General features: G+C 41.3%; 25 protein-coding genes and 1 tRNA gene. 24 read left to right on the forward strand and 2 right to left on the reverse strand.

Annotation, left to right across the window (positions count from 1 at the left end; translation table 11 throughout):
* The 16 genes from WJP93_RS03425 to WJP93_RS03500 all read left to right on the forward strand — a co-directional run.
* Positions 1-320: response regulator (locus WJP93_RS03425; RefSeq protein WP_337546907.1), on the forward strand; the 320-nt coding region annotated here is incomplete at its 5' end.
* A 120-nt stretch (positions 321-440) separates the two neighbouring features.
* Positions 441-1,700, forward strand: a complete 1,260-nt coding sequence (hisS, locus tag WJP93_RS03430; protein ID WP_337546908.1) for a histidine--tRNA ligase — start codon at positions 441-443, stop codon at positions 1,698-1,700.
* Positions 1,701-1,770: 70 nt separating this feature from the next.
* Positions 1,771-4,788: a hypothetical protein gene (locus WJP93_RS03435; RefSeq protein ID WP_337546910.1), complete on the forward strand. Its 3,018-nt coding sequence runs from the start codon at positions 1,771-1,773 to the stop codon at positions 4,786-4,788.
* A gap of 47 nt (positions 4,789-4,835) precedes the next feature.
* Entirely contained in the window at positions 4,836-6,428 is a 1,593-nt protein-coding gene (locus tag WJP93_RS03440; RefSeq protein WP_337546911.1) for a peptide chain release factor 3, read from the forward strand.
* Positions 6,429-6,531: 103 nt separating this feature from the next.
* A complete protein-coding gene (locus WJP93_RS03445) occupies positions 6,532-6,795 on the forward strand; it encodes a YlmC/YmxH family sporulation protein (RefSeq protein WP_118613252.1) in 264 nt (87 codons plus the stop codon).
* Positions 6,796-6,895: 100 nt separating this feature from the next.
* A complete protein-coding gene (gene nrdR / locus WJP93_RS03450; RefSeq protein ID WP_066557028.1) occupies positions 6,896-7,360 on the forward strand; it encodes a transcriptional regulator NrdR in 465 nt (154 codons plus the stop codon).
* Entirely contained in the window at positions 7,357-7,854 is a 498-nt protein-coding gene (locus WJP93_RS03455; RefSeq protein ID WP_337546912.1) for a YqeG family HAD IIIA-type phosphatase, read from the forward strand. The genes nrdR and WJP93_RS03455 overlap by 4 nt, the downstream gene beginning before the upstream one ends.
* Positions 7,851-8,351: a shikimate kinase gene (locus WJP93_RS03460; protein ID WP_227102377.1), complete on the forward strand. Its 501-nt coding sequence runs from the start codon at positions 7,851-7,853 to the stop codon at positions 8,349-8,351. Before WJP93_RS03455 ends, WJP93_RS03460 begins: the two co-directional genes overlap by 4 nt.
* A 149-nt stretch (positions 8,352-8,500) precedes the next feature.
* Complete coding sequence (gene efp / locus WJP93_RS03465; RefSeq protein WP_066556986.1) at positions 8,501-9,058, forward strand: elongation factor P; 558 nt, start codon at positions 8,501-8,503, stop codon at positions 9,056-9,058.
* A gap of 77 nt (positions 9,059-9,135) precedes the next feature.
* Positions 9,136-9,207, forward strand: a tRNA-Arg gene (locus WJP93_RS03470).
* Positions 9,208-9,250: 43 nt separating this feature from the next.
* Complete coding sequence (locus WJP93_RS03475) at positions 9,251-10,129, forward strand: DUF5688 family protein (RefSeq protein WP_337546913.1); 879 nt, start codon at positions 9,251-9,253, stop codon at positions 10,127-10,129.
* 179 nt (positions 10,130-10,308) lie between these two features.
* Positions 10,309-11,205: a shikimate dehydrogenase gene (aroE, locus tag WJP93_RS03480; protein ID WP_337546914.1), complete on the forward strand. Its 897-nt coding sequence runs from the start codon at positions 10,309-10,311 to the stop codon at positions 11,203-11,205.
* Positions 11,206-11,232: 27 nt separating this feature from the next.
* Positions 11,233-12,009 carry a hypothetical protein gene (locus WJP93_RS03485; RefSeq protein WP_066556983.1) on the forward strand — a complete coding sequence of 259 codons (777 nt, stop codon included), beginning with the start codon at positions 11,233-11,235 and terminating at the stop codon, positions 12,007-12,009.
* Positions 12,010-12,029: 20 nt separating this feature from the next.
* Positions 12,030-12,974, forward strand: coding sequence for a MoxR family ATPase (locus tag WJP93_RS03490; RefSeq protein ID WP_066556979.1), 945 nt, complete (start codon positions 12,030-12,032; stop codon positions 12,972-12,974).
* Positions 12,975-13,042: 68 nt separating this feature from the next.
* Positions 13,043-14,143: a DUF58 domain-containing protein gene (locus WJP93_RS03495; protein ID WP_227102382.1), complete on the forward strand. Its 1,101-nt coding sequence runs from the start codon at positions 13,043-13,045 to the stop codon at positions 14,141-14,143.
* A 57-nt stretch (positions 14,144-14,200) separates the two neighbouring features.
* Positions 14,201-16,744: a transglutaminase domain-containing protein gene (locus WJP93_RS03500; RefSeq protein ID WP_337546915.1), complete on the forward strand. Its 2,544-nt coding sequence runs from the start codon at positions 14,201-14,203 to the stop codon at positions 16,742-16,744.
* 2 nt (positions 16,745-16,746) lie between these two features.
* Here the strand turns inward: WJP93_RS03500 and WJP93_RS03505 are convergent, their stop codons facing one another.
* Together WJP93_RS03505 and WJP93_RS03510 are read right to left on the reverse strand one after the other, a co-directional pair.
* Complete coding sequence (locus tag WJP93_RS03505) at positions 16,747-17,097, reverse strand: TIGR04086 family membrane protein (protein WP_066556973.1); 351 nt, start codon at positions 17,095-17,097, stop codon at positions 16,747-16,749.
* A 93-nt stretch (positions 17,098-17,190) separates the two neighbouring features.
* Positions 17,191-19,629, reverse strand: coding sequence for a glycosyl transferase (locus tag WJP93_RS03510; protein ID WP_337546916.1), 2,439 nt, complete (start codon positions 19,627-19,629; stop codon positions 17,191-17,193).
* Positions 19,630-19,811: 182 nt separating this feature from the next.
* On the opposite strand from WJP93_RS03510, the gene WJP93_RS03515 reads away from it, so the two are divergent.
* From WJP93_RS03515 to lysS, 8 genes are all read left to right on the forward strand, one after another.
* Positions 19,812-20,396 (forward strand): DUF5662 family protein, encoded by a 585-nt coding sequence (locus WJP93_RS03515; protein WP_066556968.1) that lies wholly within the window; start codon positions 19,812-19,814, stop codon positions 20,394-20,396.
* 103 nt (positions 20,397-20,499) lie between these two features.
* The gene (argF, locus tag WJP93_RS03520; RefSeq protein ID WP_337546917.1) at positions 20,500-21,483 is read left to right on the forward strand and encodes an ornithine carbamoyltransferase; all 984 of its coding nucleotides are present in this window, start codon (positions 20,500-20,502) and stop codon (positions 21,481-21,483) included.
* Positions 21,484-21,502: 19 nt separating this feature from the next.
* Positions 21,503-21,787, forward strand: a complete 285-nt coding sequence (locus WJP93_RS03525; RefSeq protein WP_308731148.1) for a hypothetical protein — start codon at positions 21,503-21,505, stop codon at positions 21,785-21,787.
* Positions 21,784-22,764: a biotin--[acetyl-CoA-carboxylase] ligase gene (locus tag WJP93_RS03530; RefSeq protein ID WP_337546918.1), complete on the forward strand. Its 981-nt coding sequence runs from the start codon at positions 21,784-21,786 to the stop codon at positions 22,762-22,764. Before WJP93_RS03525 ends, WJP93_RS03530 begins: the two co-directional genes overlap by 4 nt.
* 79 nt (positions 22,765-22,843) lie before the next feature.
* Positions 22,844-23,194, forward strand: coding sequence for a DUF6145 family protein (locus tag WJP93_RS03535; protein WP_066556959.1), 351 nt, complete (start codon positions 22,844-22,846; stop codon positions 23,192-23,194).
* A complete protein-coding gene (gene dusB / locus WJP93_RS03540; RefSeq protein ID WP_337546920.1) occupies positions 23,191-24,162 on the forward strand; it encodes a tRNA dihydrouridine synthase DusB in 972 nt (323 codons plus the stop codon). The genes WJP93_RS03535 and dusB overlap by 4 nt, the downstream gene beginning before the upstream one ends.
* A gap of 98 nt (positions 24,163-24,260) precedes the next feature.
* Complete coding sequence (gene greA, locus WJP93_RS03545) at positions 24,261-24,737, forward strand: transcription elongation factor GreA (protein ID WP_308731151.1); 477 nt, start codon at positions 24,261-24,263, stop codon at positions 24,735-24,737.
* Positions 24,738-24,755: 18 nt separating this feature from the next.
* Positions 24,756-26,219 (forward strand): lysine--tRNA ligase (lysS, locus tag WJP93_RS03550; RefSeq protein ID WP_337546923.1); only part of this gene is annotated, 1,464 nt, incomplete at its 3' end.

Below are 26,219 nucleotides of genomic sequence, written 5' to 3' on the forward strand. Positions count from 1 at the left end.
TTGAAATTTTGCAGATGACAGGGGCAGAAGTGGAAACAGCAGAAAATGGGAAAATTGCAGTTGAGAAAGTGGAAGCTTCTCCGAAAAGTTCGTATGATCTTATTTTTATGGATATTCAAATGCCTGTCATGAATGGCTATGAGGCAACTGCAGCAATCAGGAGCCTTCCGGGTGAACAGGGAAAACTGCCTATTGTTGCCATGACCGCCAATGCTTTTGCAGAAGATGTACAGCTGGCAAAAAATACAGGCATGAATGGACATATCGCGAAACCGCTGGATATGAATAAACTTAATGATGTTTTGGAAAACTGGCTGTAATTTATTCTCATGAGATGGGAAAACTAAAAAACAGTTGACACAGCCTATTGCAAAAACGTATAATGTTGAACGTAGTGTATCATACAGGGAAAGCCCTGATAGTGGAAAGAGGAGTGTTTTATGGCATTAGTAAAGAAGCCTGTTACAGGCATGAAGGATATTCAGCCGGCAGAAATGCAGATCCGTGATTATGTGATTGGGCTGATTAAGGAAACGTATAAGGGATTTGGTTTCACACCGATTGAAACACCTTGTGTTGAAAATATTGCAAACTTAAGCAATAAGCAGGGTGGTGAGAATGAGAAGCTTATCTTTAAGATCTTAAAGCGTGGTGAGAAGTTAAACTTAGAAACAGCACAGACAGAAGCAGATTTGGTAGATAGTGGTCTTCGCTATGATCTGACTGTTCCATTGTCAAGATATTATTCCAATAATGCAGCAAATCTGCCAAAGCCGTTTAAGGCATTGCAGATCGGACCGGTATGGAGAGCTGACCGTCCGCAGAAGGGTCGTTTCAGACAGTTCTATCAGTGTGATATTGATATTCTTGGAGATCCGACAAATCTTGCAGAGATCGAGCTGATTTTGGCAACAACTACACTTCTTGGAAAGGTTGGCTTTAAGGGATTTACCGTACATATCAATGACCGCCGTATTTTAAAGGGCATGGCAAAGTACAGCGGCTTTGATGAAGCACAGTATGATGAAGTCTTTATCATTTTGGATAAGATGGATAAGATCGGTCTTGATGGTGTAGCAAAAGATCTTGCATCAAATGGTTTTGCAGAGGAATCAATCGAACGCTATATGGGTCTGTTCAAAGGCTTGAATGAAGCAGAGGATGGTGTTGCTTATCTTGCAGAGACACTTGGTGATTGCTTAGAGGGCGGTGCAGCAGAGAACTTAAAGCAGATTTGTGAGGCAGTTACGGCAACAACTCAGGCAAGCTTTAAGCTGCAGTTTGATCCAACATTAGTTCGTGGTATGTCTTACTATACTGGAACTATTTTCGAGATCGGAGTAGAGGGCTTCCCAGGTTCAATTGCCGGAGGCGGACGTTATGATAAGATGGTTGGCAAGTTCACAGGAATGGAAACTCCAGCATGTGGCTTCTCAATCGGATTTGAGCGTATTGTAACAATTCTCTTAGATGAGGGCTTTACTGTTCCAGGCAGCAAGGAAAAGATTGCATATTTGGTAGAAAAGGGTGTAGATAGCAAGGTGCTTGGCACTGTTCTTCAGGAAGCAATGGCAGGACGTGCAGCAGGACAGCAGATTCTTGTTGCATGGATGAATAAGAATAAGAAGTTCCAGAAGGAACAGCTGACAGCAGAAGGCTACAGCGAGTTCAAGGAGTTTTATAAGGAAGCATTAAAGTAATCACATGTAAAGGCGCTGCAGCGTTTGCTGCAGTGTCGTTTCTGTGTAAGCTAAAATGGAGGTAAGGCGATTGAGAAAACAAGTATTGCTGAAAAAAGGTATTGCAGGACTGCTTTCTATTGGAATGCTGTTAGGGTCTGTTATTCCGACAGCAGCACAGGAAACGTCCAGTCAAAGTGCATTTGAAACGAAGCTTCAAGAGCAGATGCAAGAAACGCAAATGCAGTCTGAAGAGCTGACGTCTGAAACAGAATCCGAAACGGTCAAGACTCAGTCGCAGGAAACTCAGACAGAAACATCTGCGCAGGAAAGTGAAGTGATTTCATCGGAAGAATCATCGTCAGCATCACAGGTAGAAACAAGTGAAGTTCAGACAGAGCAGCCAACACAAACGGAAATTCAAAGTGAGCCTCAGACGCAGGAGACAGTGCAGACCTCGTCAGAGGCTGACAGTGTAGAAGAAACACAGGAAAATGAAACAGAGTATTCTACAGAAGAATTTACAGAGGAAGAGTCTACAGAGGAAGAGTCTACAGAAGAGGAAACAACAGAAGAAGCAGAGTTAGAAGGAGTTGAAGAAAGCTTCTATGCTAATGCAAGCTTAAATGCAGATTCAAAGGTGTATTCTGGATGGAAAAAAGATTCATCAGAGATAGTGACACTTCCAGCGGGTTCTTATGTTTACATAACATCTGTAGTTTGTGTGGAGGAAGAGCCGCGATGGGCGCATGTTATTTTTGATATTAATGAATACTGTTATGAAGGATATATTCCATTTGAAGTGCTTTCTGTGAGCTATGATGCCAATCTGATGGCAGCGGATGAGACACAGGCCTTTCCAGCAGATTACCAAAGTGCCTTGAATGCACTTCATCAGGCACATCCCAATTGGGTATTTAAGCCGGTTTATGTTGGTGATACTTTTTCATATGCAGTAAATCAACAGGTTACGACACCTGCAAGAGCCCTTATAAGTATGTCTCAGAATGAATGTTTTAGATCTATGTTAGACAGAGATTACAATTGGCAGACTAATACTTGGAAACAATGGGAACCAAATTGGGCTGGGGCATCTGAGGATACCATACGTTATTATATGGATCCGAGAAATTTCCTGAATGAAAATGATATCTTTATGTTTGAAGCACTCACGTATGAGTCTTATCAGACAGAATCAGTAGTAGAAGCTGCGCTTGCAAATGAATTTATGTCAAATGCGACGGTTCCTGGGGCTGATTACACATATGCATGGCTGTTTTGCTGGATTGGTGAAAAATACAATATTAATCCAGTAGCACTTGCAAGCCGTGTCAGACAAGAGCAAGGTTCAGGAACATCTGCTATGATTTCAGGAAATTATCCTGGATATGAAGGATTATATAACTATTTTAATATTCAGGCGACAGGTTCTACAAGGGATCAGATTATACAAAATGGTTTGAAAGAGGCACAAAATGGTTCTACGTTTATGCTACCAGATGGAACAACATCAAGTGGAGCATGGGATACGCCAACAAAGGCAATAATCGGAGGTGCGCTTAAATTTGCCAATCTGTATATTTTGAAAAATCAGAATACATTGTATGCTCAAAAATTTGATTATGATGGCAAGTACAATGGCAAATATTGGCATCAGTATATGACAAATATTATGGCACCATATTCAGAAGGCAATCAGGTAAGGCGTTCATATTCAAAGAGCGGACAGATGGAAAACAGTTTTGTATTTTTGATTCCAGTTTATGATGAACGTCCAGCAGCATCGCCAAAACCTACAGAACGTAAAAATCAAAATAACTGCCTTAAATCTTTAACAATAAATGATCAGCAGGTTATTACAGAATTTGATAAGAATCAAAGGGATTTTTATTATTATGTGGGTTCAGAAACGAAGTATGCAAATGTAAAAGCAATTGCAGCTGCGTCAACGTCAAAGATATCATTTACTAATGTTGGGACAATGTCACATGAAGTAGAAGTATGCAATATAACAGTGACTGCTGAGAATGGAGATACTGCAGTATATCGCCTTATTGTAGGACGTGGTGTGCATATTGAAGAAGGATTTTTTCATGGATTTGATGTGGACTCCTATCGTAAACGTTATCCTCAGTTGGAACATGAATTTGCAGATGACATAGCATCTTATTATGAGCATTATTTGTTAATTGGTAAGAATTCAGGTTGGGATGGTTCAAAGGGCGATTTTACAAATTCAGATATTGTTTATCAAGGAGTGGATTATTCAGCTGTTTTTAATGGTGCATATTATCTTGAGCAATATCCTGATTTAAAGTCTGCGTTTAAAAATAATTATGCTGCAGCATTGCGACATTTTGTAGAACATGGAATGAAGGAAGGTCGTCAGGCGAGTGCAGAATTTAATCTGAATATTTATAAAAATAATTATGCGGATTTGAGAAAAGCATATGGATCAGATAATAGTAAATATTATCTTCATTACATGAAGTATGGTAAACCAGAGGGACGAAATGCTGTAACCAAGGTAGCATCTACTGTATATGAAGAAATTGATTATTCGGCAGTGTATAATTACGAATATTACAGAGCACATAATGTCGACTTGGCAAGGGCATACGGTGATGTTTCAGACAAATTTTTGGAACATTTCGTAAAGTATGGAATGAAAGAGGGTCGCCAGGCAAGTGCGGAATTTAATCTGGATATTTATAAGAATAATTATGCAGATTTAAGAGAAGCATATGGATCAAATAATAGTAAATATTATCTTCATTACATGAAATATGGTAAGACAGAAGGACGAAATGGACTAACTAGTTTTACGGTGTATAAGGGTGTTGATTATGCTGCAGTATTTGACTATGAGTATTATCAAAAGCAGTATGCAGATCTGTTTAATGCATTTGGAGATGATTCTGAAAGTTATTTGTGGCACTTTGTAGAATATGGAATGGCTGAAGGCCGCCGGGGAAACAAACAATTTAATGTGTATGCATATAAAAATCGATATGCAGATCTCAAAAAAGCGTTTGGAAATAATTTGTGTTCATATTATCTGCATTACATTGAATATGGAAAAGCAGAAGGAAGAAATGGCACAGATTAAAATAATACAAAAATACAGATTTAGATAAAAGAAAGGCATGAAACACAATGTCATTATATGAAAATGAAATCAGCAAACGAAGAACGTTTGCCATTATTTCTCACCCGGATGCGGGTAAAACTACATTAACAGAGAAGTTCCTTTTATATGGAGGAGCAATCAATCAGGCAGGTTCCGTAAAGGGAAGAAAAACAGCAAAGCACGCTGTTTCTGACTGGATGGAGATTGAAAAGCAAAGAGGTATTTCCGTAACCTCTTCCGTTTTACAGTTCCACTATGAAGGCTATTGCATCAACATTTTGGATACACCAGGTCATCAGGATTTCTCAGAGGATACGTATCGTACTCTGATGGCAGCAGATTCTGCCGTTATGGTAATTGATGCTTCTAAGGGTGTTGAGGCGCAGACAATTAAGCTGTTTAAGGTTTGTGTTATGCGTCATATTCCAATTTTTACTTTTATCAACAAGTTAGACCGTGAGGCAAATGACCCATTTGATCTGATGGATGAGATCGAGCGCGTGCTTGGTATTAAGACCTGCCCAATCAATTGGCCAATCGGATGCGGTAAGAATTTCAAGGGTGTTTATGATCGTAACACAAATAAGATTACAACATTCGTTGCAGCAGATGCAGGTATGCATGAGATTGAGAGTCATGAGCTTGATGTTGAAGGTGCTGAGGATCAGGTTGGTATTATTGGTTATCAGAAGCTGCTTGAGGATATTGAGCTGCTTGATGGTGCATGTGAGGAATTTGATCAGGATAAGGTAAGTAATGGTGAGCTTTCTCCTGTATTCTTTGGTTCTGCACTGACAAACTTTGGTGTTGAGACATTCCTTGAGCATTTCTTAAAAATGACAACATCACCGCTTCCAAGACATAGCTCAATCGGTGAAATCAGCCCATTTGATGATAATTTCTCTGCCTTTGTATTTAAGATTCAGGCAAACATGAATAAGGCACACAGAGACCGTATCGCATTTATGAGAATTTGTTCTGGAAAGTTTGAAGCCGGCATGGAGGTGAACCATGTGCAGGGCGGCAGAAAGATTCGTCTGACACAGCCACAGCAGATGATGGCATCAGAGCGAACAATCGTAGAAGAGGCATATGCCGGAGATATCATTGGTGTATTTGATCCAGGTATTTTCTCAATTGGAGATACAATATGTTCTCCTAAGATGGGTAATATGGCATTTGACGGAATTCCAACATTCGCACCAGAGCATTTTGCCAGAGTGCGTCAGATGGATACAATGAAGCGTAAGCAGTTCATTAAGGGAATCAGTCAGATTGCTCTTGAAGGTGCTATTCAGATTTTCCAGGAATTTAACACTGGAATGGAAGAGATCATTGTAGGCGTTGTCGGCGTGCTGCAGTTTGACGTTTTGAAATTCCGTCTGGAAAATGAGTACAATGTAGAGATTCGCCTTGATCCGCTGCCATACGAGTATATCCGCTGGATTGAGGATTGGGAGAATGTGGACGTAGCAAGAATCAATGGAACATCCGATATGAAGAAAATTAAGGATCTGAAGGATCGTCCGCTGTTATTGTTTGCAAATAGCTGGAGTCCGCAGATGGTACTGGAAAGAAATCCAGGCTTAAAGCTGTCTGAGTTTGGAACAGAGCACTAAACAATATATATTAACATAGTGTCTAATATATTTGCCAGAAGGCAGCATATATTTAATACGCATATACTATACCGAGAAAGTGAAATGCTTTTGAGGGTAGCATATGCGTATTTGTGATTTAAGGCAAAAAGAAGTGATTAATATAAAAGACTGCAAAAGACTTGGCTATGTGTGTGACATTGAATTTGATCGAAAAACAGGCTGCATAACACATTTGATTGTTCCGGGCACAGGAAAAATATGTGGGTTATTCGGACGAGATACGGAATATCGTATTCCATTTTGCAGAGTATGTCAGATTGGACCAGATATCATATTAGTTGATATTGATGAGGGAGAAAAACCAATCAGAGATAAAGAAAAATAGAATTGAAAACAATTCAGAAAAAACTTGACCTTACATACCTTTTTATTTTATAATAATAGCATTAAAGAGATGCTGGCAGACAGCAGGAATGGAGGCAGCAATGAAGTGTCCGTTTTGCGGAGAAGATACAACAAAAGTAATTGATTCAAGGCCTTCTGACGATAATACTGCGATCCGCAGGCGCAGGATGTGTGAGGTGTGCAACCGGCGCTTTACAACATATGAAAAGATTGAAGTATTTCCACTGATGGTAGTAAAAAAGGATCAGACAAGAGAGGCTTATTCGAGGGAAAAATTAAAAACTGGAATTGTTATGGCATGCCATAAACGTCCGATCCCGACTGATGCGGTAAATCGTCTGGTAGATGATATTGAGACAACTATTTTTAATAATTATGAAAAAGAAGTCAGCAGCAAGGTGATTGGTGAGCTGGTGATGGAAAAATTAAAAACACTTGATGAGGTTGCCTATGTACGCTTTGCGAGTGTATACCGCTCTTTTACAGATTTGAATAATTTTGCACAAGAGCTTGAAAATATGATTCAGAGAGAGAAAAAACAGTGAGTAAATTGTATCCATGGGCAGAGGCAGCGTCTGCCTACCAGATTGATTATCAAAAGGAATATGATAACGGCGTGCGCGGCGTACTATTCGATGTGGATAATACGCTTGTAAGGCATGGAGAGCCAGCTACAAAACAGGCAAAGGAATTGTTTGAACATCTTCGCAGCATTGGCTTAAAAACCTGCATTATTTCAAATAATAAGGAGCCGCGTGTCAGTCCGTTTGCGAAGGAAGTTGGAAGTGACTATATTTATAAAGCAGGGAAGCCATCAGTACGCGGTTATGAGGACGCTATGAAGCGCATTCATACAACACCAGATACGACGATTTTTATCGGAGATCAGATCTTTACAGATATTTATGGCGCAAACAGAGCTGGAATTAGGACATATCTTGTTCAGCCAATTCATCCAAAGGAAGAAATACAGATAGTGCTAAAGCGTTATATAGAGCATATAGTATTGTTTTTTTACCACAGGAGGAATAAGCGATGAGTTCAATTGTTTTAATTGGCTTTATGGGAGCAGGAAAGACAACAGTAGGAAAAGAGCTTGTAAAAAAAGGATTCGAGCTGATTGATACTGACGCCTATATAGAAGCTTGTGAGAAAATGAGCATTTCTGATATTTTTGCTCAAAAAGGAGAAGATTATTTTCGTCAGGCAGAGACAAAAGCACTCAAGACGCTGCTTGTACAAGATAAGCAATTTGTGATTTCATGCGGAGGTGGAATGCCGCTTCGTGAGGAAAACAGAAAGCTTTTAAAAAAACTCGGCATGGTAGTCTATTTAAGGATTCAGCCAGAGACTGTTTTGGCTCGTTTAAAGGGTGACACAACGCGCCCTCTTCTTAAAGGAGATGATAGTGGAGAGCGTGTGCGTACACTGATGAAACAGCGTGAGGCACATTATTTAAGCGGTGCAGATTTTGTGCTAGACGTAGATCAGAAAACACCTGGGGAACTGGCAGAGGAAATTTTTAAAGAGTTTTAAAAATACTACTTGAAAAGTTATATTTTTTATTGTATGATAATATAGTATGTAGCGCCATTTTATGGGCGTTTGCGTTTGTTTAGAACGATAGGCATCTGTGCAAGAGTACAGAAAGATGCCGTTAATTCTCATTTACAGGAGGAAAAAAAATGATTTCAGCTGGTGATTTCAGAAATGGTAAGACTTTGGAAATTGAAGGCACTGTCTATCAGATCCTTGAGTTTCAGCATGTAAAACCAGGTAAGGGTGCGGCATTTGTTCGTACAAAGTTAAAGGATATCAAGAATGGTGGAGTAATCGAGAGATCTTTCCGTCCAACCGAGAAGTTCCCGGAGGCAAGAATTGACCGTAAGGATATGCAGTATCTGTATCAGGATGGAGATCTGTACTACTTCATGGACAATGATACCTATGAGCAGATCGCACTTGGAAGCGAGCTGATCGGTGACGCATTAAAGTTCGTTAAGGAGAACGAGATGTGTAAGGTATGTTCCCACAATGGAAATGTATTCTCCATCGAGCCGCCGCTGTTTGTAGAGCTTCAGGTTACTGATACTGAGCCAGGCTTCAAGGGAAATACTGCTACTGGTGCTACTAAGCCGGCAATCGTTGAGACTGGTGCACAGGTAAATGTTCCGTTGTTCGTAGAGAACGGTGAGGTAATCAAGATCGATACCAGAACAGGTGAGTATTTATCCAGAGTATAATCTGATCAGAAATTCAAAACAAAATATTTAACGTTTTGTTTCAGAGTCAGCTGTTTGATCTAACAGCTGACTCATATACACCTGTAGCTCAGTGGATAGAGCAGTAGAATCCGGATCTACGTGCGGGGGTTCGATTCCCTTCAGGTGTGTTCTCTCATCCAGCTTTTCTGGAGTTTAGAACGGAGGAGCAATATGGATTATCAACAATTTTTATTTACCATTACTGCGGGTCTTCAGTCCGCCTGCCAGGCAGAGGAAAAGATTACCGTGCAGACAATTGAACAAAAACATACAGCAAAGATAAAAACGGTGTCATTATACCACAGAGGAAAAAGAACAACTCCTTGGATATATATGGCGCCGTTTTACCGTTTATATCAGCATGGCTATTCTATGGAAAGTATTCAAAAGGAATTAAAAAACGTGCTTGATATGGTAACAGAAAATAATAAAGTGGAGGGAGAGATATTTACAAACTTTGAATGTGCTGCTGCCTTTTTATCAGTGCGGCTCATTTCATATCAGAAAAATAAGGAATTTTTATCACTTGTCCCATATAGACGTATTCTTGATCTTGCCATTATCTATCAGCTGGTATTTGAGGGAACAGACACAACGATGGGTGCTGCCGTTGTGTATCAGGATCATTGCAGAATCTGGGAGGTGACAGAGGACATTTTATTCCAGACAGCCATCGCATCTATGATTCGCCGTTTTCCACCGTCTTTAAATAGCGTAGAGGCATTGATTGGGCTGCCTGAGCTGCCAGTACAGTCTGATTTTCCTCATTTATTTGCGCTGACAAACAGTAAAGCATTTTTTGGAGCATCAGTCATCATGTATCCGGGTATCCTTAGGACGGCAGCAAAAAAGCTTGGCGGTGCATATTATATTTTGCCGTCAAGTATGCACGAAGTACTGCTTCTTGCAAAAGATAAAGATACAGATCCGTCACAGTTAAAGGAAATTGTGGAGGAGGTAAATCTGACAGATGCTGTAAGTACAGATTTTTTGTCAAATCATGTGTATGAGTATGATTCAGATGAGGATACTGTCACTATCGTAGTGTAATCACACCATATCATGGTAATTTTGCACAAAATAAAGTGCCGCGTGTGGCAAAAGAGATAAAAAGCTTGCATATTTTACAGATTCGTATTAAAGTATAGAAGAGCTTGGTCAGTTTATGTCATTTTGGTGGTGACAAGAAATGACAGTAAAAACTGCTGCAAAAGGTATCAGGAAAGGATATGTCTATGATAATAAATGGAAAGACAGGCCTTACCGGTCTGCTTGGAAGTCCGGTGGGACACAGCAAATCACCGATGATGCACAACACATCATTTCAGGAGTTAGGAATTAATTATGTCTATCTTTGTTTTGATGTTGGCATTGAAGGTCTTAGCGGTGCCGTAGACGGTCTTGTAAGTTTGGGAGCAAAAGGTTGGAACTGTACTATGCCAAATAAGTCTAAGATGGCACAGCTTTGTGATGTGCTTTCGCCAGCAGCGTCGATTACAGGCTCTGTGAATACGGTTGTGAATGAAAATGGAAAGCTTATGGGATACAATACGGATGGAACAGGCTATATGAGAGCCGTAAAAGAAGCAGGATTTTCGATCAAGGGTGAGAAAATGACTCTTCTTGGAGCAGGAGGCGCAGCAACATCTATTCTTGTTCAGGCAGCACTTGACGGTGTGCGGGAGATTTCTGTATTTTGTCGCCCGGGAAAATCGACAGAGCATGCAAGGCAGGTGATTAATCAGCTGACAAAGCAGACAGCATGTAAGATTAATTTATTTGATTATTCAGATGAGTCTGTGATTAAAAAAGAGCTTTTGACAAGTCGTATTTTGACAAATGGCACAAATGTAGGCATGGCACCAGATACAGATAGAAGTCTGATTACATCAGCAGATTTCTTCCATCCAGATTTAATAGTATCAGATGTAATCTATAATCCAAGAGAGACAAAGCTGATGGAAATTGCTAAGAGTCAGTGCTGCAGCTGTTTTAATGGGTTATATATGTTGCTGTATCAGGGTGCAGAGGCATTTACATTGTGGACAGGAAAGCAGATGCCAGTTGAACTGGTGAAAGAACGATATTTTGATGAGCCTGAGGCGTGTCCGCGTACAGCGCAGTAACGCAAGATGGCAGAATAGGAAGGAATTATGGCAAAAAATAATTTTAAGAGAAAGAAAAAACCAGGTGTGGTCAGAAGGATTCTTCCATACTTTGTCATTATTCTGGTAGCAGCTGCGCTGATTGTAGCAGTTATTTTGATTACGAGCAGAAAAGGCAACAAAGATCGTCAGGAAATCCAGACGGTTGTTGATGTTACAGAAAATCAAAACAATAATAACAATCAGATTCAATCCTTAGAAAAGGACGGCGTGCCGGAAGTAAAAGAACTGGTACAGAAGTATTTTGATGCAGTAAAAAAGGCAGATGTCAAGGATCTTAAGCAGATTGTTGTGCAGGATACAGAATTTAGTGAGGAAGCACTTAAAAAGCAGTGTGAATATGTTGAGTCCTATGAGAACATTATCTGCTATACAGTTCCAGGTATTGCTGATAATACTTATATAGCATATGTATATTATGAGATAAAGTTTATTGGAATTGACACGAAGGCACCATCTATGATTCGACTTTATATTTGTCAGAATAAGGATGGAAGCCTGTATATTGATAAGAATGCGAAGGATGGCGAGATCGCAGCTTATCTGCAGGAGGTTGCCGGATGGGAGTCCGTGCGTGAACTGGTTGCAAATGTAAATACAAGATACCAGGAAGCATGCGTAAAGGATGAGGCACTAAAGAACTTAAAGGATATGCTGGATGGAAAGACATCTGTTCCATCATCTGAAAAATCATCTGAAGAAAATACGTCAGAATCTGTCAGTGAGACTGTTTATGATGCAGAATCACAGGCAGATGAGGCATAAGACAAGGAATGAGAGGAAACATGGAGAATATACAAAACGTAAAGAAAGTTTGGCAGGCAATTGATGATATAAAAAAGGTAATCAAGGGTAAGGATGAGAGTCTGAATAAGCTTATGTGTACGATGCTTGCAGGCGGTCATATACTGATGGAGGATATTCCTGGTGTAGGAAAGACAACGCTGGCGCTGGCATTCTCAAAAGCATTGTCCTTAAAACAAAAGCGTATGCAGTTTACACCAGACGTGCTTCCGTCTGATGTGTGTGGTTATCATATGTATCAGAAGGATACTGGAAAGTTTGTGTATTATCCAGGAGCTGTTATGTGTAATCTGTTTCTTGCAGATGAGATTAACCGTACATCACCAAAGACACAGTCTGCGCTGCTTGAGGTTATGGAAGAAGGCACTGTCACAATTGATGCAGTAAAAAGAGAAGTGCCGCAACCATTTATGGTAATTGCAACAGAGAACCCTACAGGATCTTCTGGTACACAGCTGTTGCCGGAGTCTCAGCTTGACCGTTTCATGGTTCGTATGTCTTTGGGCTATCCAAGTCAGGCAGATGAAATTTCTATGATGAAGAGCAAAAAGGAATATTCTGTAGATGATATTCCAGCATCTCTCACCGTTGAAGATATTCTTGAGATGAAGAAAGAGGTCGAGAAGGTATTTATTCATGATCTGATCTATCAGTATACGACAGATCTTGTCAATGCGACCAGAAAGCATCAGTATTTGACACTTGGCGTTAGCCCAAGAGGAACGCTGGCGCTGATTAATATGGCAAGTGCACATGCGTACCTTCAGGAGCGTGATTATGTAGTTCCAGCAGATGTGGCTGCTGTATTTACTGATGTATGTGCGCATCGTCTGATTTTAAATACAAAGGCAAAGGTGGGCGGATTAACAGCAGAAGGCATTCTTGAGCAGATCTTAAAGCTGATCCCTCAGCCAAAGGCAAAATAAAAAGACAGGCCTTGTAGGAGCATGTTCTATAAGGCCTTTGTTTGCTTTTTCCTGAAAGGAGAGTTTTTATGTGGGGAAGAAAAATAGTCTATATTCTTCTGGTTATAATCACATCATATATTGCACTGATGTATGAAAGTCCTGTTCCTGGAGTATTTCTGGCGTTTGAGCTGCTGCTTCCAATAGCATTATTTGCACTTACCTGGTATCACAAAAAAAACGTTAAGGTAACAATTGGAAATGGACAGCAGGTGGCAGATTGTGAAGAAAAAATAGAAATTCCTATTCGTTTTCATAATAATGGCTGGTTTCCGATAACAGATGCGTCTGTAAGAGTAAATGTCAGCAATACATTAGATGGAGAAAAGGAATCCTATGATATCAATCTGCGTGCACCGGCAAAAACATCAGTAACTGTTCCATTTACATTTTGTTCCACATATTGTGGTGTGATAAAAATTTCATTTGAGCGAATTGTAGTCTTCGATTATCTGAGATTATTTCAGAGAAAGAAAACAATTTCTGCTCAGGCAGAGTGTGTTGTAATGCCTCATCTTCTTGATCTTCAAGTCGCTGTGACAGATGCCTGCCGTAATTTTGACAGTGACAGCGAGGAGTACGATAAGCATAATGCAGGAGATGATCCTGCTGAAATTTATCAGATCCGCGAATTTCGTCAGGGCGACAAAATGTCAAGAGTTCATTGGAAGATGACAGCCCGCCTTGATCAGATGATGATTAAGGAACTGTCAAGGCCAATCAGTGATTCAGTTGGAATTTTTCTGGATCTTCGTTATCAGACAATAGAGGAGATTCAGTCGGTATATGATCTTTGTTATTCGCTTTCAGCGGCACTTTGTTTTAACGAGTGTCATCATCGCATGATCTGGTATTCACAGGATGGTGGAGGTGCATTTGAAGAACATCTGATTAAAGGAATGGATGACATTACAGCTGTTATGAGTAAGCTTCTTGTCAGTGCAAAAAGAACTGACAAGCTGTACTGGGAGGAGTATAAAAGCAGCCGCAGTACACCGCTGTACCGTATGATTGCAATAAGCTGTATGGATACGAATAAAGATGAACAATTAGGTGACTTTTTGTCATCAGATGGTACAAGAAAATCAATTCTTACAATTAACGAGATTCATGAATTGATTGAGATATGATAAAATTAACTGTCATAATTAAATTGTATATTTAATTTGCAACGAAGGAGGAACTTCATGGAAAACGAAGAGAAGGGCATTCTGGTCGAGCAGGTTGTTCAGGCTGACCGAATCCGGACTCACGGCAAGTTTCATGAGCGATTGTTTTTGCTGCTGCGCATTATCTATTTTTTAATAGGAATGCTTGGTGTGGTGCTTGGACTTGCGCTTACCTATGAGATTGAGCTAAATTATGTGCTGCTTGTGGTGGGAACGATTGTGATCGGCCTTCTTATAACAGCAGCCTGGGAACTCCCAATCAGCCGCATGATTACATGGCCGGTCTTATTTGGCATTTATCTGTTAGCAGGAATTGTATTTCACAACAGTATTTTTAGTGGATTGTTGGGATTCTATAACAGTTATGCAGGATATATAAATGAGTATTATGGTACAAAAGTTTCACTTGCAGCTATTGAGCCAGTTTCAGCAGCCTCTTATTTGATTACGCTGTTGTTTGCAGCATTTTTAATTGGAGCAATTTTATCGCTTGGAACGATTCGTTCATTAGATGGAAGGGTGACAGCACTATTATTTGGCGTAATCTTTATTCTTGCGCTTGCAGTTGGAGAGCTTCCGGCAATGCCATCATTTTTAATGATGCTGTTTGTGCTGATAGGTATGTTTTCTCTGCAGTACAGCCGTTATCGTGAGAGTCTTAGTGTGAGAACAGTTACAGTAAAGATGAGCAATAGCGCATTTGGAATGCTTAGGTGGCAGACATCTGTTGTAATTGCCGCTTTGTTCTTGCTGCTTCTTCCAGTGAGCCGTTTTATGTTAGGACCTGCATTTACAGATGGATATGAAGCACAAAGCCAGATACGTGAAGATATTCGAAACGGAGATCTGTTAAAGAGTCTGGAGACCTTCTGGAAGAAGGTGACTAGAGGTGAGTGGGATTGGCTTCCTGTTGATATTATTCGAAGCAGCGGCGTCCACGGCGGTAAGCTTAGTAATGTAAAAGAGGTGCGCGATTATAATGAGACGCATTTGTATTTAGATATTTCGAGTGATTTAAAGGCACCGCTTTATATTCGAGGCTACGTAGGAAGCAATTATACGGGCAGCGGCTGGCGCGAGCTTAGTGATAAGCAAAACGAAGAGGGACTTGCAACGGGTATGGATCTGATAAGCTTAAGCAGTCAGTATTATCAGGTTTTGGAAAGTCTCTATAATAGTGGTGATGAATCCGTTGCCAGACGAGATCTTGTTATTTCAGACGTAGATGCAAACAGTGCCTTCTCGTACATTCCGTATGGTACAAGTCTTGTTGATTTTACAGCGGGGGAGCCATTTGATGCGTATCCAAAGCAGGAAACAGATAGAGAGATCTTTTCTATGTACTATATGAATACGCAGCGTCTTTCAAATATTCAAAAGCTTGAGACGGCAGGCTCATACGAAACACAAGATGCGTCTTACCGCGCCTTTGCAGATTCAGTCTATCTGTCACTGCCAACAAAGGGACTTGATTCCTTCTATGAAGAATATTCAGGAAAGAAATTTACATCAATTGCAGATTGTGTGTCATTTGTGCGATCAACGCTTGAAGCGCATGCCTCTTATACAAAGACACCAGGCTCAACTCCGCGTGGAAATGATTATGTAGAATATTTCCTGTATGAAAATAAGCAGGGTGTATGTACGCATTTTGCATCAGCAGCAGTACTTTTATTCAGGCTTTATGGAATCCCGGCGCGCTATGTAGAAGGATATCTGGTGCGCGATTTGGAATCAGGAAATGGTGCACAGGCCATTATGGATGAGGCAGCGCATGCCTGGGCTGAGATTTATGTAAAGGGTGTTGGCTGGATTCCAATTGAGGTAACACCAGGCTTTATAGATGAGGCAGATTTAGCTGATTCAAACGACGGACAGGATTCTACTATTAGTTCCGATCAGCTTGAAAATGCAACAAATCCGGCAGAACCAGAGACACAGGTAGAGGAGCCTCAGGCAACAGTAGAGGGAATTTTTGAAACTACGCCAGAGACAACAGCAGAAAATGAGCAGCCATCAGAACCGGCTAAGCCATCAGAGCAAAATCAGCCAACAGCGCCGAATCAGCAGCAAAGTCAGAGCGATCCTAATAATCAGAATAATACAGATAATTCTAAGGATAATCATTTTTTCAAGCTTCTAATGCGTGTGATTTTGATTGTGCTTTGCTGTATTTTATTTATTGCGCTTATCATATTTGGAATGATCTATCAGAGAAAGATGCGTTTAAAGCGTCAGGAACAGCATTTAAAGGGTGAGCCAAAAGAAGCATTATTATATGCTCTTTCCAGAATGGATGCGCTGTGTGAAGCAGAAAACCTTGAGAAAATCAGTACAGCAGCTGATGCAGCAGCGCTTCAGGAATCATTCCCGACAATAACACAGGAAAAACTGATGTGGCTTCAGGATCTTTTGCAGGAACTCACCTTTAGCAATCATGCCTACGGAACAGAGCTGCGCGATGAGACGGCACAGCTGTATCGTGATATGGCGTCAGATGCGACAGCGCGTCAGAGCCGCCTTAAACGTATGTGGTATCGCTATGGAAGATGCTTCTGCTAAGACTAACTAAAGAATGATCCAGCGCATCCTCCGAGGCAGCAAAGGCCAAGAACAAGAAAGGCGGGGTACGACAAAGTAGCCTTTGCGACAACAACACAGACGAGTGCGAGTAGAACGAAATACCCGATTCCAAAGCAAAGTCCCCAGAGAATGCGCCTTTTAGGAAAGATGTGTCCAAAGCAAAAACCGCCGAACAGACAGGAGAGAAGGTAGGACAGATAAAGTCCAGTCTTTACCTGACCGTCCGACAGTGAGAGCTTCCACATAAGAAGTGCCATCAGGCAAAGAATGATTATACTAATCAGAAATGAAAGAAGAAGTGTGCGAATTACAGGAATAAGTTTTGAGCGCATGAAAAAGCCTCTTTGAACATGTTTACTAACATGTATTCAAAGAGGCTTTTCTTTATGTCTAAGACTATTTAAAAAACAAATAAGATTGTGGTATTATGCATCAAGTACAGCAACAACATGAACCTGTTTCTTAGAAGCATCATACGGAATCTGGTTTCCATCAATTGTGACACCGTCAACAATAAGCTTTGAGATACCCTTTTGGCTCTTGTTTGGATTTTGAACCTCAATGGTGTATGTAACATCACGGAACTTTCTGGTAATGGTAAAGCCGGACAACTCAGATGGAATACATGGATCAACGACAAGTCCGTCATAATCTGGCTGTATGCCAAGGATTGCCTGAGAAACATTCAAGAACGTCCAGGCAGCAGTTCCAGTCAGCCAGCTGTTCTTTGCCTCACCAAAGTTTTTCGCATCCTTACCAGCAATCATCTGAGAATATACATAAGGTTCGGTGCGATGGATCTCACTGATATTTTCAATATACGCCGGGCAGATCTTGCGGTATACATCAAACGCGCGGTTTCCATGACCAACGCATGTCTCAGCGATAGAGATCCAAGGATTGTTGTGGCAGAAGATACCAGCATTTTCCTTATATCCCGGCGGATAAGAGGAAACCTCACCAAGTTCAAGATGATAATCCTTGTAAGCTGGCTGCAGTAAGACAATGCCATATTTTGTATCAAGAATCTTTTCTACGCTGGCAAGTGCCTTATTTGCATGGCCTTCTTTAACGCCAACGCCAGCAAGTACACAAAAGCCCTGTGGTTCAATAAAGATCTTGCCATCCTCACACTCATGAGAACCAACCTTATTCTCGTAAGCATCATAAGCACGGACAAACCATTCGCCGTCCCAGCCAGCGGTAAGAATTGTCTGATACATATCGTCTACCTGTGCCAGTGCATCGTCAGCTTCCTTGTCTAATCCCTGTCTTTGACAAAGCATAGCGTATTCTTTTCCATACTTGACAAACATGGCTGCAATAAATACAGATTCTGCAACTGGTCCCTCAGAAGGTCCGCTTGTCTGGAAGGATTCGCCAGGTTCAGATGAGAAGCAGTTTAAGTTCAGACAGTCATTCCAGTCAGCACGTCCAATTAAAGGAAGCTTATGTGGTCCGCGGTGTGTAACTGTAAAATTGAAGGAACGGCGCAGATGCTCCATTAAAGGAACTGCAGTCTCTTCCTTGTTATCAAAAGGAACAGACTCCTCAAGAATAGAATAGTCGCCTGTTTCCTTGATGTAAGCCGCTACAGCAGCAATCAGCCATAACGGGTCATCATTAAAGCCGCTTCCAATATCAGAGTTGCCGCGCTTTGTCAGCGGCTGATACTGATGGTAAGCACTTCCGTCTTCCATCTGAGTGGAAGCAATGTCAATGATACGCTGTCTTGCCTTTTCAGGGATCAGATGGACGAAGCCAAACAAATCTTGGCAGGAATCACGAAATCCCATGCCACGGCCGATTCCTGATTCAAAGTAAGAAGCAGAGCGGGACATATTGAATGTAACCATACACTGGTACTGATTCCATACATTAACCATGCGGTTCATCTCTGTATAGTCAGACTCAACATGGAACTTGCCTAACAGCTGGCTCCAGTATTCCTTTAAGTGATCAAGAGCTGCATCCGCCTGTGCTTCTGTTGCAAATGCTTCCATAAGAGCTTTAGCAGGAGCCTTGTTTACAACGCCCTGTGATTCCCATTTCTGATCAGCAGGATTCTCACAATAGCCTAATACGTAAATATAAGTTTTTGTTTCACCAGGCTGTAATGAAAGGGTAATCTGGTGACTTCCAATCGGAGCCCATCCGCTTGCCATAGAGTTTTTAGATTTTCCATCTTCGACAACCTGAGGATTATGATAACCACGGTAAGCGCCAAGGAAGCTGTCACGGTCAGTATCAAAGCCGTTTATAGGTGTGTTTACACCAAAGATGGCATAATGTCTGCGGCGTTCACGATACTCGGTCTTGTGAATGATGACAGAACCCATGACCTCAACCTCACCAGTGCTGAAGTTTCTTTGGAAATTTGTCATATCATCCATGGCATTCCACAGGCAAAATTCAACATAAGAAAATACAGAAAAATTCTTGACAGTGTCGGACTCATTGGTTAAAGTTAACTTGTTGACTTCACAGGTATAGCCCATCGGAACGAAAGAAGTAACTTGTGCCTTCAGACCGTTTTTAACACCTGTAAAAATGCTGTAGCCCATGCCGTGACGGCACTCATAGCTGTCAAGCTCAGTCTGTACAGGCTGCCAGCCTGGATTCCAAACGGTATCGCCGTCCTTTATGTAGAAATAATGACCGCCATCATCAAAAGGAACATTATTGTAACGATAACGTGTAAGTCGCAGCAACTTTGCATCCTTATAGAAGCAATAGCCGCCACTTGTGTTGGACTTAATAGAGAAGAAATCCTCACAGCCAAGGTAATTAATCCATGGCAGAGGGGTTTTTGGGGTGGTAATGACATACTCTCTGGAGCTGTCATCGAAATATCCGTATTTCATAGCAACCTCCTTTTCTTCGGGTTATTCAAAATTTCGAGCAGTAAAACCCTGTTACAATCAGTATAGTAGAAAAAAAATAAAAAATCAAGAGGAAACGAAAACGTTTTCGTAAAAATTTTCAAAAAGGCTGCAGTTCATAGCCTAAATAGTGAGCAGCAGCGAAAATTTTGGAAGGAGCAAGCATGATAAAACAATTTTTAGGACATCTTCACACGATCAATCATCACAAATGGCTAGTCACAAGAGACTGTATTAGGGTAGGTCTGATCAGTCAGGGTCTGAAGCATGATCTGTCAAAATATGCGCCAATTGAGTTTTTTGCGGGTGTGAAATATTATGAGGGCGGAAAAAGAAGTCCGATCAATCGCGAAAAAGAAGAAAAAGGATATTCACAGGGCTGGCTGCATCATAAGGGACGCAACCGCCATCATTTTGAATATTGGATCGATTACGCTGTCAATCCTAAAGATGGTTTTATAGGAGCTAAGATGCCAAAGCGCTTTGTTGCAGAGATGGTAATTGACAGAATCAGTGCAAGCCGTAATTACCAGAAGGAAAATTATACATGCCGCAGTGCATGGGAATATTATGCACGTGCAAAGGATGTTTATGTGATGAATGATGAAACTCGTTTCCTGCTGGAATACCTGTTAAAGATGACAGCAGCAAAAGGAGAAGCGTACACGTTTTCGTATATGAGAAAAAAGTTGCTTCGCCACCGTTATCGTGATTATCATGTAGTAAATGGGAAACTGGTATTAGACTAATATATCCTTTTTTCTTGACAATTATGTTTTGAAAATTTATACTAATGATGAATGTCAGCTTTACAAGACAGCCGCTGCAGCCGCAGCAGAAATGAGGTTTGCGATGAATTTAAAAGGAAGAGATTTTTTAAAACTGCTTGACTATACACCAGAGGAGATTACTTACCTGCTTGATCTGGCGGCAGACTTAAAGGATAAGAAGAAAAAAGGTATTTTGGTTGATACTTTTCGTGGAAAAAATATTGCGCTGATTTTTGAAAAGACAAGCACAAGAACACGCTGTTCCTTCGAGGTAGCAGCACATGATCTTGGGATTGGCGTAACTTATCTGGATCCGTCAGGTTCTCAGATTGGAAAAAAGGAAAGCATTGCAGATACAGCAAGAGTGTTAAGCCGCATGTACGATGGAATTGAATATCGTGGTTATGGCCAGGCAATTGTCGAGAAATTGGCAAAATATTCATCAGTGCCGGTTTGGAATGGCTTAACAAATGAATTTCATCCAACTCAGATGTTAGCAGATCTTTTAACAATCCGCGAGCGTTTTGGTTATTTAAAAGGCATTCATTTTACTTATATGGGCGATGCCAGATACAACATGGGTAATTCCCTAATGATCGCCTGCAGCAAGATGGGACTTCATTTTACTGCATGCACTAATAAGAAATATTTCCCAGATGAAAGCCTAGTTGAGCAGTGTAAAGCATTTGCAAGGGAAAGTGGTGGTTCTGTTACATTGACAGAGGATGTTAAGGCAGGAACGACAGGTGCAGATGTCATTTATACTGACGTATGGGTATCCATGGGCGAGCCGGTTGCAGTATGGGAGGAGCGTATCCACGATTTGCTTCCATATCAGGTAAATAAGGCAGCTATGGATAATGCAGCAGAGGGTGCTGTATTTATGCATTGTCTTCCAGCATTCCATGATTTAAATACAGGAATAGGAAAAGAAATCTCAGAAAAGTTTGGATTGACTGAGATGGAAGTGACAGATGAAGTATTCGAGAGCAGCCAGTCAATTGTATTTGATGAGGCAGAAAACCGTATGCATACGATTAAAGCTGTGATTGCAGCAACCATTTAACCGGAGGTTTTGTTACGCTATGGAACACAGACGCAAAAGATGGGGATTCGCGCTGACAGAGATTTTTATGTCATTATTGATCGTCATATCAGCTGTGATTCTGGTGCTGGATTGGAAACATTATGAGTATTTCTTTATTATCGCATTTGCAGCGGCAGCACTTTTGTTTTTAGCAAGAGGAATCCGAACTATAGGTGAGGGCAAAAGCCATCTGGCAGGCGGCATATTGTATCTGATAGGCGCTACATTTATGGTGAGCTTTCTGACGGCGAGTATATTAACAATTTTGGGAGGCAGTCTGTGAAACAGAAATTATTGGAGCTTTTGCAAAGCACAGAAGGTTTTTTATCTGGTCAGGAGCTTTCAGATCACCTGAATGTTTCAAGAACAGCAGTGTGGAAAGTAATGAAGAGCTTAGAAGAGGACGGATACGAGATAGAGGCAGTGCGAAATAAGGGGTACAGCCTGAAAAAAGAACCGGATATTTTGACTAAGGAGAGCTGTGCAAGCCGCATTAATACAAAATGGCTTGGCAAAAATCTCATGGTCTATGATGTCACCGATTCTACAAATACAAGATTAAAGCTTGCAGGAGAGCAGGGCGCACCTAATGGAAGCGTTGCTGTGGCTAATGCGCAGGAGGCAGGAAAAGGCCGTCTTGGAAGACATTGGGAGACACCAAAGGGAAGTGCACTTGCGTTTTCTCTTCTGCTTCGTCCACAGATTCAGCCGGAAAACGCATCCATGCTTACATTAGTTGCGGCGCTTGCAGTAAGCCGTGCGATTGATGAATATGCCGGCATCAAAACACAGATCAAGTGGCCAAATGATATTGTCTATCAGGGAAAAAAGCTTTGCGGTATTTTAACAGAGATGAGTGCTGATATGGATCAGATTCATTATGTGATTGTAGGAATTGGCATAAATGTCCAGATGACCGATTTTCCAAAGGAAATTCAAAACACTGCAACTTCGTTAAAACTTGTGACAGGAAAAACGCTTCTTCGAAATAAACTTCTGGCAAAGGTTCTCGAAGAATTTGAAGTTTTATATGAACAATTTGTAAGCGTAGAGAGTCTGAAAAATTTAAAGGCTGAGTATGAAAGCCGCCTGGCAAATAAGGACAATCGCGTTAATGTGCTGGCACCGTCAGGCGCCTGGCAGGGAATTTGTCTTGGAATAAAAGAGGATGGCGCACTCCTTGTACAGCGCGAAGATGGAAAAGTCGAGGAAGTCATCGCGGGAGAGGTATCTGTGAGAGGTATTTACGGGTACGTATAAGTACGCATTGTTACTGAGCAAAGCCACTTCACCGAGTGGGCGTTTCATGAAATTAAAAGAAAGCACAAAGAGGAACACCATGGAACAAAATGTAGTGCTCTGCGGAGCAAATTCATACGATCAGAAATACTATCTGAATCAGGAATTTTCAGCACTGCCGGATGCTGTTAAGCAGGAACTTCAAATCATGTGTGTCTGGTTTACCGAAGACATAGGCGGCATTTTGACGCTTGAGTTTGAGCCGGACGGAACACTGATTATGAAGACAACGGCAGATGATATGGATTATTATTATGATGATATTGGTGCAGGATTAAAGCTGCATCAGTTACAAAGACAAAAGCGTGAATTAATGTCATCGCTTGAGATGTACTATCGCGTGATGTTTTTGAATAAAACAGTAGAAGAGGCAGGAAAAGAAATTTTATGAGGATAGGAACAGTAGAAATTTCCCATCCTGTTGCGTTAGGGCCGATGGCGGGGGTAACTGACCTGCCATTTCGTCGTCTTTGCAGGGAAATGGGCTGTGGACTTTTATATACGGAGATGGTCAGTGCAAAGGCATTGTCATATCACAACAAAAATACAGAGCCAATTTTAGAAACAGAAGATGGTGAGCATCCGCTTGCCGTGCAGCTGTTTGGAAGTGAGCCAGAGCTTCTGGCGGATATGGCAAAAAAACTAGAGGAAGGTCCATATGATATAATTGATTTAAATATGGGATGCCCAGTTCCAAAGGTTGTCAATAATCATGAGGGCTCGGCACTCATGAAGGATCCAATTCTTGCCGGAAAAGTTATAGAAGCTATGGCAAAAGCGGTAAAAAAGCCTGTAACGGTGAAGATTCGCCGTGGATGGGATGAATCAAGCGTAAATGCTGTTGAGATTGCAAGAATTGCACAGGAAAGCGGTGCAGCAGCAGTTGCAGTTCATGGACGGACAAGACAGCAGTATTACAGTGGAAAGGCAGATTGGGAGATCATTCGCCAGGTAAAAGAAGCGGTTAAAATTCCTGTTATCGGAAATGGTGATATCACAGATGCATCATCAGCAAAGAAAATGATGGAGGAAACCGGTTGTGACGGAATTATGGTGGCTCGTGCGGCTAAGGGAAATCCATGGATCTTTAGAGAATTAAAGGAATCATTTGAAGGACAGCCAATTAGTCCGCGTCCAACCTACAAAGAAGTATGTCAGATGATTCTTCGTCATGCATCAATGCAGATAGAATATGTAGGTGAGCATATGGGAATGCTGCAGATGAGAAAGCAGGTTGCGTGGTACACGGCAGGGTATCCGGGATCTTCCAAACTCCGCCAGGAGGTTAATCAAATTACTACCTATGAGGAGCTAAAAAGTCTGTTGACAAGGTTTGTTGTTTCCGATATAATAATTTGAGCGACAGAAGGTTCTTTTGTCGTTTCTTTAAGTTAAAGTATGAAATCAATAATATTAATGAGCCTGCAGGCAGGCCGTAGAAAGGCATGGTTACAGTCATGGCAGAAAAGAAAATGATGACCGTCGAAGGTCTGAAAAAGCTGGAAGATGAGTTACATGAGCGTAAAGTGATCATTCGTAAGGAGATTGCAGATAAGATCAAAGAGGCACGTGAGCAGGGTGACCTTTCCGAGAACGCTGAGTACGATGCAGCTAGAGACGAGCAGCGTGACAACGAGGCAAAGATTGAGGAACTGGAAAACCTGATCAAGAATGCAGTTGTTATTTCTGATGATGATATTGACCACAATGTTGCAAACCTTGGTTCAGCAGTTACCTTAAAGGATCTGGAGTCTGGCGAGGAGATGGAGTTTTCTATCGTTGGTTCCGCAGAGGTGAACAGCCTTGAGTTCAAGATTTCCAATGAGTCTCCTCTTGGAAAGGCAATGATTGGCAAAAAGAGAGGCGACATCATTAAAGTAGAATTCATGGGCAATGAAGTAAAGTATCAGGTATTAGACGTAAAGAGATATTAAAGATAGGAGTTTTATACGATGGCGGATAATAATCAGGACATTAATCAGCTTCTTAAGGTACGCCGCGAGAAGCTTGCTGAGCTGCAGGAGCAGGGAAATGATCCCTTTACCATCACAAAGTATGATGTAACTGCACATACACAGCAGATTAAGGACAATTACGAGCAGTTTGAAGGAAAGGATGTTTCCATCGCAGGCCGTATGATGAGCAAGCGTGTTATGGGAAAGGCATCTTTCTGCAATATTCAGGACAGAGACGGCAATATTCAGTGCTATGTGGCAAGAGACAGCATTGGAGAGGATGCATATAAGGCATTTAAGAAAATGGATATCGGTGATATCGTAGGTATCAAGGGTACACCATTCACCACAAAAACAGGTGAGAAGTCTGTACATGTTGCTGAGATTACATTGCTTTCTAAGAGTCTTCAGATTCTTCCGGAGAAATTCCATGGCCTGACGAATACCGATATCCGTTATCGTCAGCGTTATGTCGATCTGATCATGAACCCAGAGGTAAAGGATACCTTTATTAAGCGTTCTAAGATTATCAAGGAAATCCGTAATTTCCTCGATGGAAGAGATTTCATGGAGGTAGAGACACCAATGCTTGTTTCTAATGCAGGTGGTGCAGCTGCCAGACCATTTGAAACTCATTACAATGCACTTGATGAGGATGTAAAGCTTCGTATTTCTCTTGAGCTGTACTTAAAGAGATTGATTGTTGGCGGACTTGAGCGAGTATATGAGATTGGCCGAGTATTCCGTAATGAGGGTGTTGATACACGTCATAACCCAGAGTTTACTCTGATGGAGCTGTATCAGGCATACACGGATTATGAAGGTATGATGGAGCTGACTGAGAGCATGTTCCGTTATCTGGCTGAAAAGGTATGCGGCAGCACATTGATTTCTTATAATGGAACACCGATTGATCTTGGCAAGCCATTTGCACGTCTTACTATGATTGATGCTATCAAGCAGTATGCAGGCATCGATTTTGATCAGGTTAAGACTGATGAGGAAGCAAAGGCATTAGCTGATCAGCATAAGATTGAATATGAGGCACGTCATAAGAGAGGCGATATCATCAACATGTTCTTCGAGGAGTACTGTGAGGATAAGCTTATTCAGCCGACATTCATTATGGATCATCCGATTGAGATTTCTCCGCTTACAAAGAAGAAGCCGTCCGATCCTAACAAGGTAGAGCGTTTTGAGCTGTATATCAATACTTGGGAGATGTGTAACGCATATTCTGAGTTAAACGATCCGATTGACCAGAGAGAGCGTTTCAAAGCACAGGATGCAGCAGCTGATGCTGGTGATGAGGAAGCAAACCATACCGATGAAGACTTCCTGAACGCACTGGAAGTAGGTATGCCGCCGACAGGTGGTATCGGATATGGTATCGACCGTCTTGTAATGCTGTTAACAGATTCAGCAGCAATAAGAGATGTTCTCCTGTTCCCGACAATGAAG

The organism is Anthropogastromicrobium sp., assembly GCF_037349415.1.
Classification (GTDB): domain Bacteria; phylum Bacillota; class Clostridia; order Lachnospirales; family Lachnospiraceae; genus Anthropogastromicrobium; species Anthropogastromicrobium aceti.

Bases quoted from the DNA above. Each gene is read 5' to 3' on its own strand.
- dusB (WP_337546920.1), top strand. From the start codon at position 23,191: ATGAGGATAGGAACAGTAGAAATTTCCCATCCTGTTGCGTTAGGGCCG.
- argF (WP_337546917.1), top strand. From the start codon at position 20,500: ATGAATTTAAAAGGAAGAGATTTTTTAAAACTGCTTGACTATACACCA.
- WJP93_RS03510 (WP_337546916.1), bottom strand. From the start codon at position 19,629: ATGAAATACGGATATTTCGATGACAGCTCCAGAGAGTATGTCATTACC.
- WJP93_RS03445 (WP_118613252.1), top strand. From the start codon at position 6,532: ATGCGTATTTGTGATTTAAGGCAAAAAGAAGTGATTAATATAAAAGAC.
- WJP93_RS03485 (WP_066556983.1), top strand. From the start codon at position 11,233: ATGGCAAAAAATAATTTTAAGAGAAAGAAAAAACCAGGTGTGGTCAGA.
- WJP93_RS03460 (WP_227102377.1), top strand. From the start codon at position 7,851: ATGAGTTCAATTGTTTTAATTGGCTTTATGGGAGCAGGAAAGACAACA.
- WJP93_RS03500 (WP_337546915.1), top strand. From the start codon at position 14,201: ATGGAAAACGAAGAGAAGGGCATTCTGGTCGAGCAGGTTGTTCAGGCT.
- WJP93_RS03495 (WP_227102382.1), top strand. From the start codon at position 13,043: ATGTGGGGAAGAAAAATAGTCTATATTCTTCTGGTTATAATCACATCA.
- WJP93_RS03440 (WP_337546911.1), top strand. From the start codon at position 4,836: ATGTCATTATATGAAAATGAAATCAGCAAACGAAGAACGTTTGCCATT.
- WJP93_RS03475 (WP_337546913.1), top strand. From the start codon at position 9,251: ATGGATTATCAACAATTTTTATTTACCATTACTGCGGGTCTTCAGTCC.
- greA (WP_308731151.1), top strand. From the start codon at position 24,261: ATGGCAGAAAAGAAAATGATGACCGTCGAAGGTCTGAAAAAGCTGGAA.
- efp (WP_066556986.1), top strand. From the start codon at position 8,501: ATGATTTCAGCTGGTGATTTCAGAAATGGTAAGACTTTGGAAATTGAA.
- WJP93_RS03505 (WP_066556973.1), bottom strand. From the start codon at position 17,097: ATGCGCTCAAAACTTATTCCTGTAATTCGCACACTTCTTCTTTCATTT.
- WJP93_RS03515 (WP_066556968.1), top strand. From the start codon at position 19,812: ATGATAAAACAATTTTTAGGACATCTTCACACGATCAATCATCACAAA.
- WJP93_RS03490 (WP_066556979.1), top strand. From the start codon at position 12,030: ATGGAGAATATACAAAACGTAAAGAAAGTTTGGCAGGCAATTGATGAT.
- WJP93_RS03525 (WP_308731148.1), top strand. From the start codon at position 21,503: ATGGAACACAGACGCAAAAGATGGGGATTCGCGCTGACAGAGATTTTT.
- WJP93_RS03535 (WP_066556959.1), top strand. From the start codon at position 22,844: ATGGAACAAAATGTAGTGCTCTGCGGAGCAAATTCATACGATCAGAAA.
- hisS (WP_337546908.1), top strand. From the start codon at position 441: ATGGCATTAGTAAAGAAGCCTGTTACAGGCATGAAGGATATTCAGCCG.
- aroE (WP_337546914.1), top strand. From the start codon at position 10,309: ATGTCTATGATAATAAATGGAAAGACAGGCCTTACCGGTCTGCTTGGA.
- nrdR (WP_066557028.1), top strand. From the start codon at position 6,896: ATGAAGTGTCCGTTTTGCGGAGAAGATACAACAAAAGTAATTGATTCA.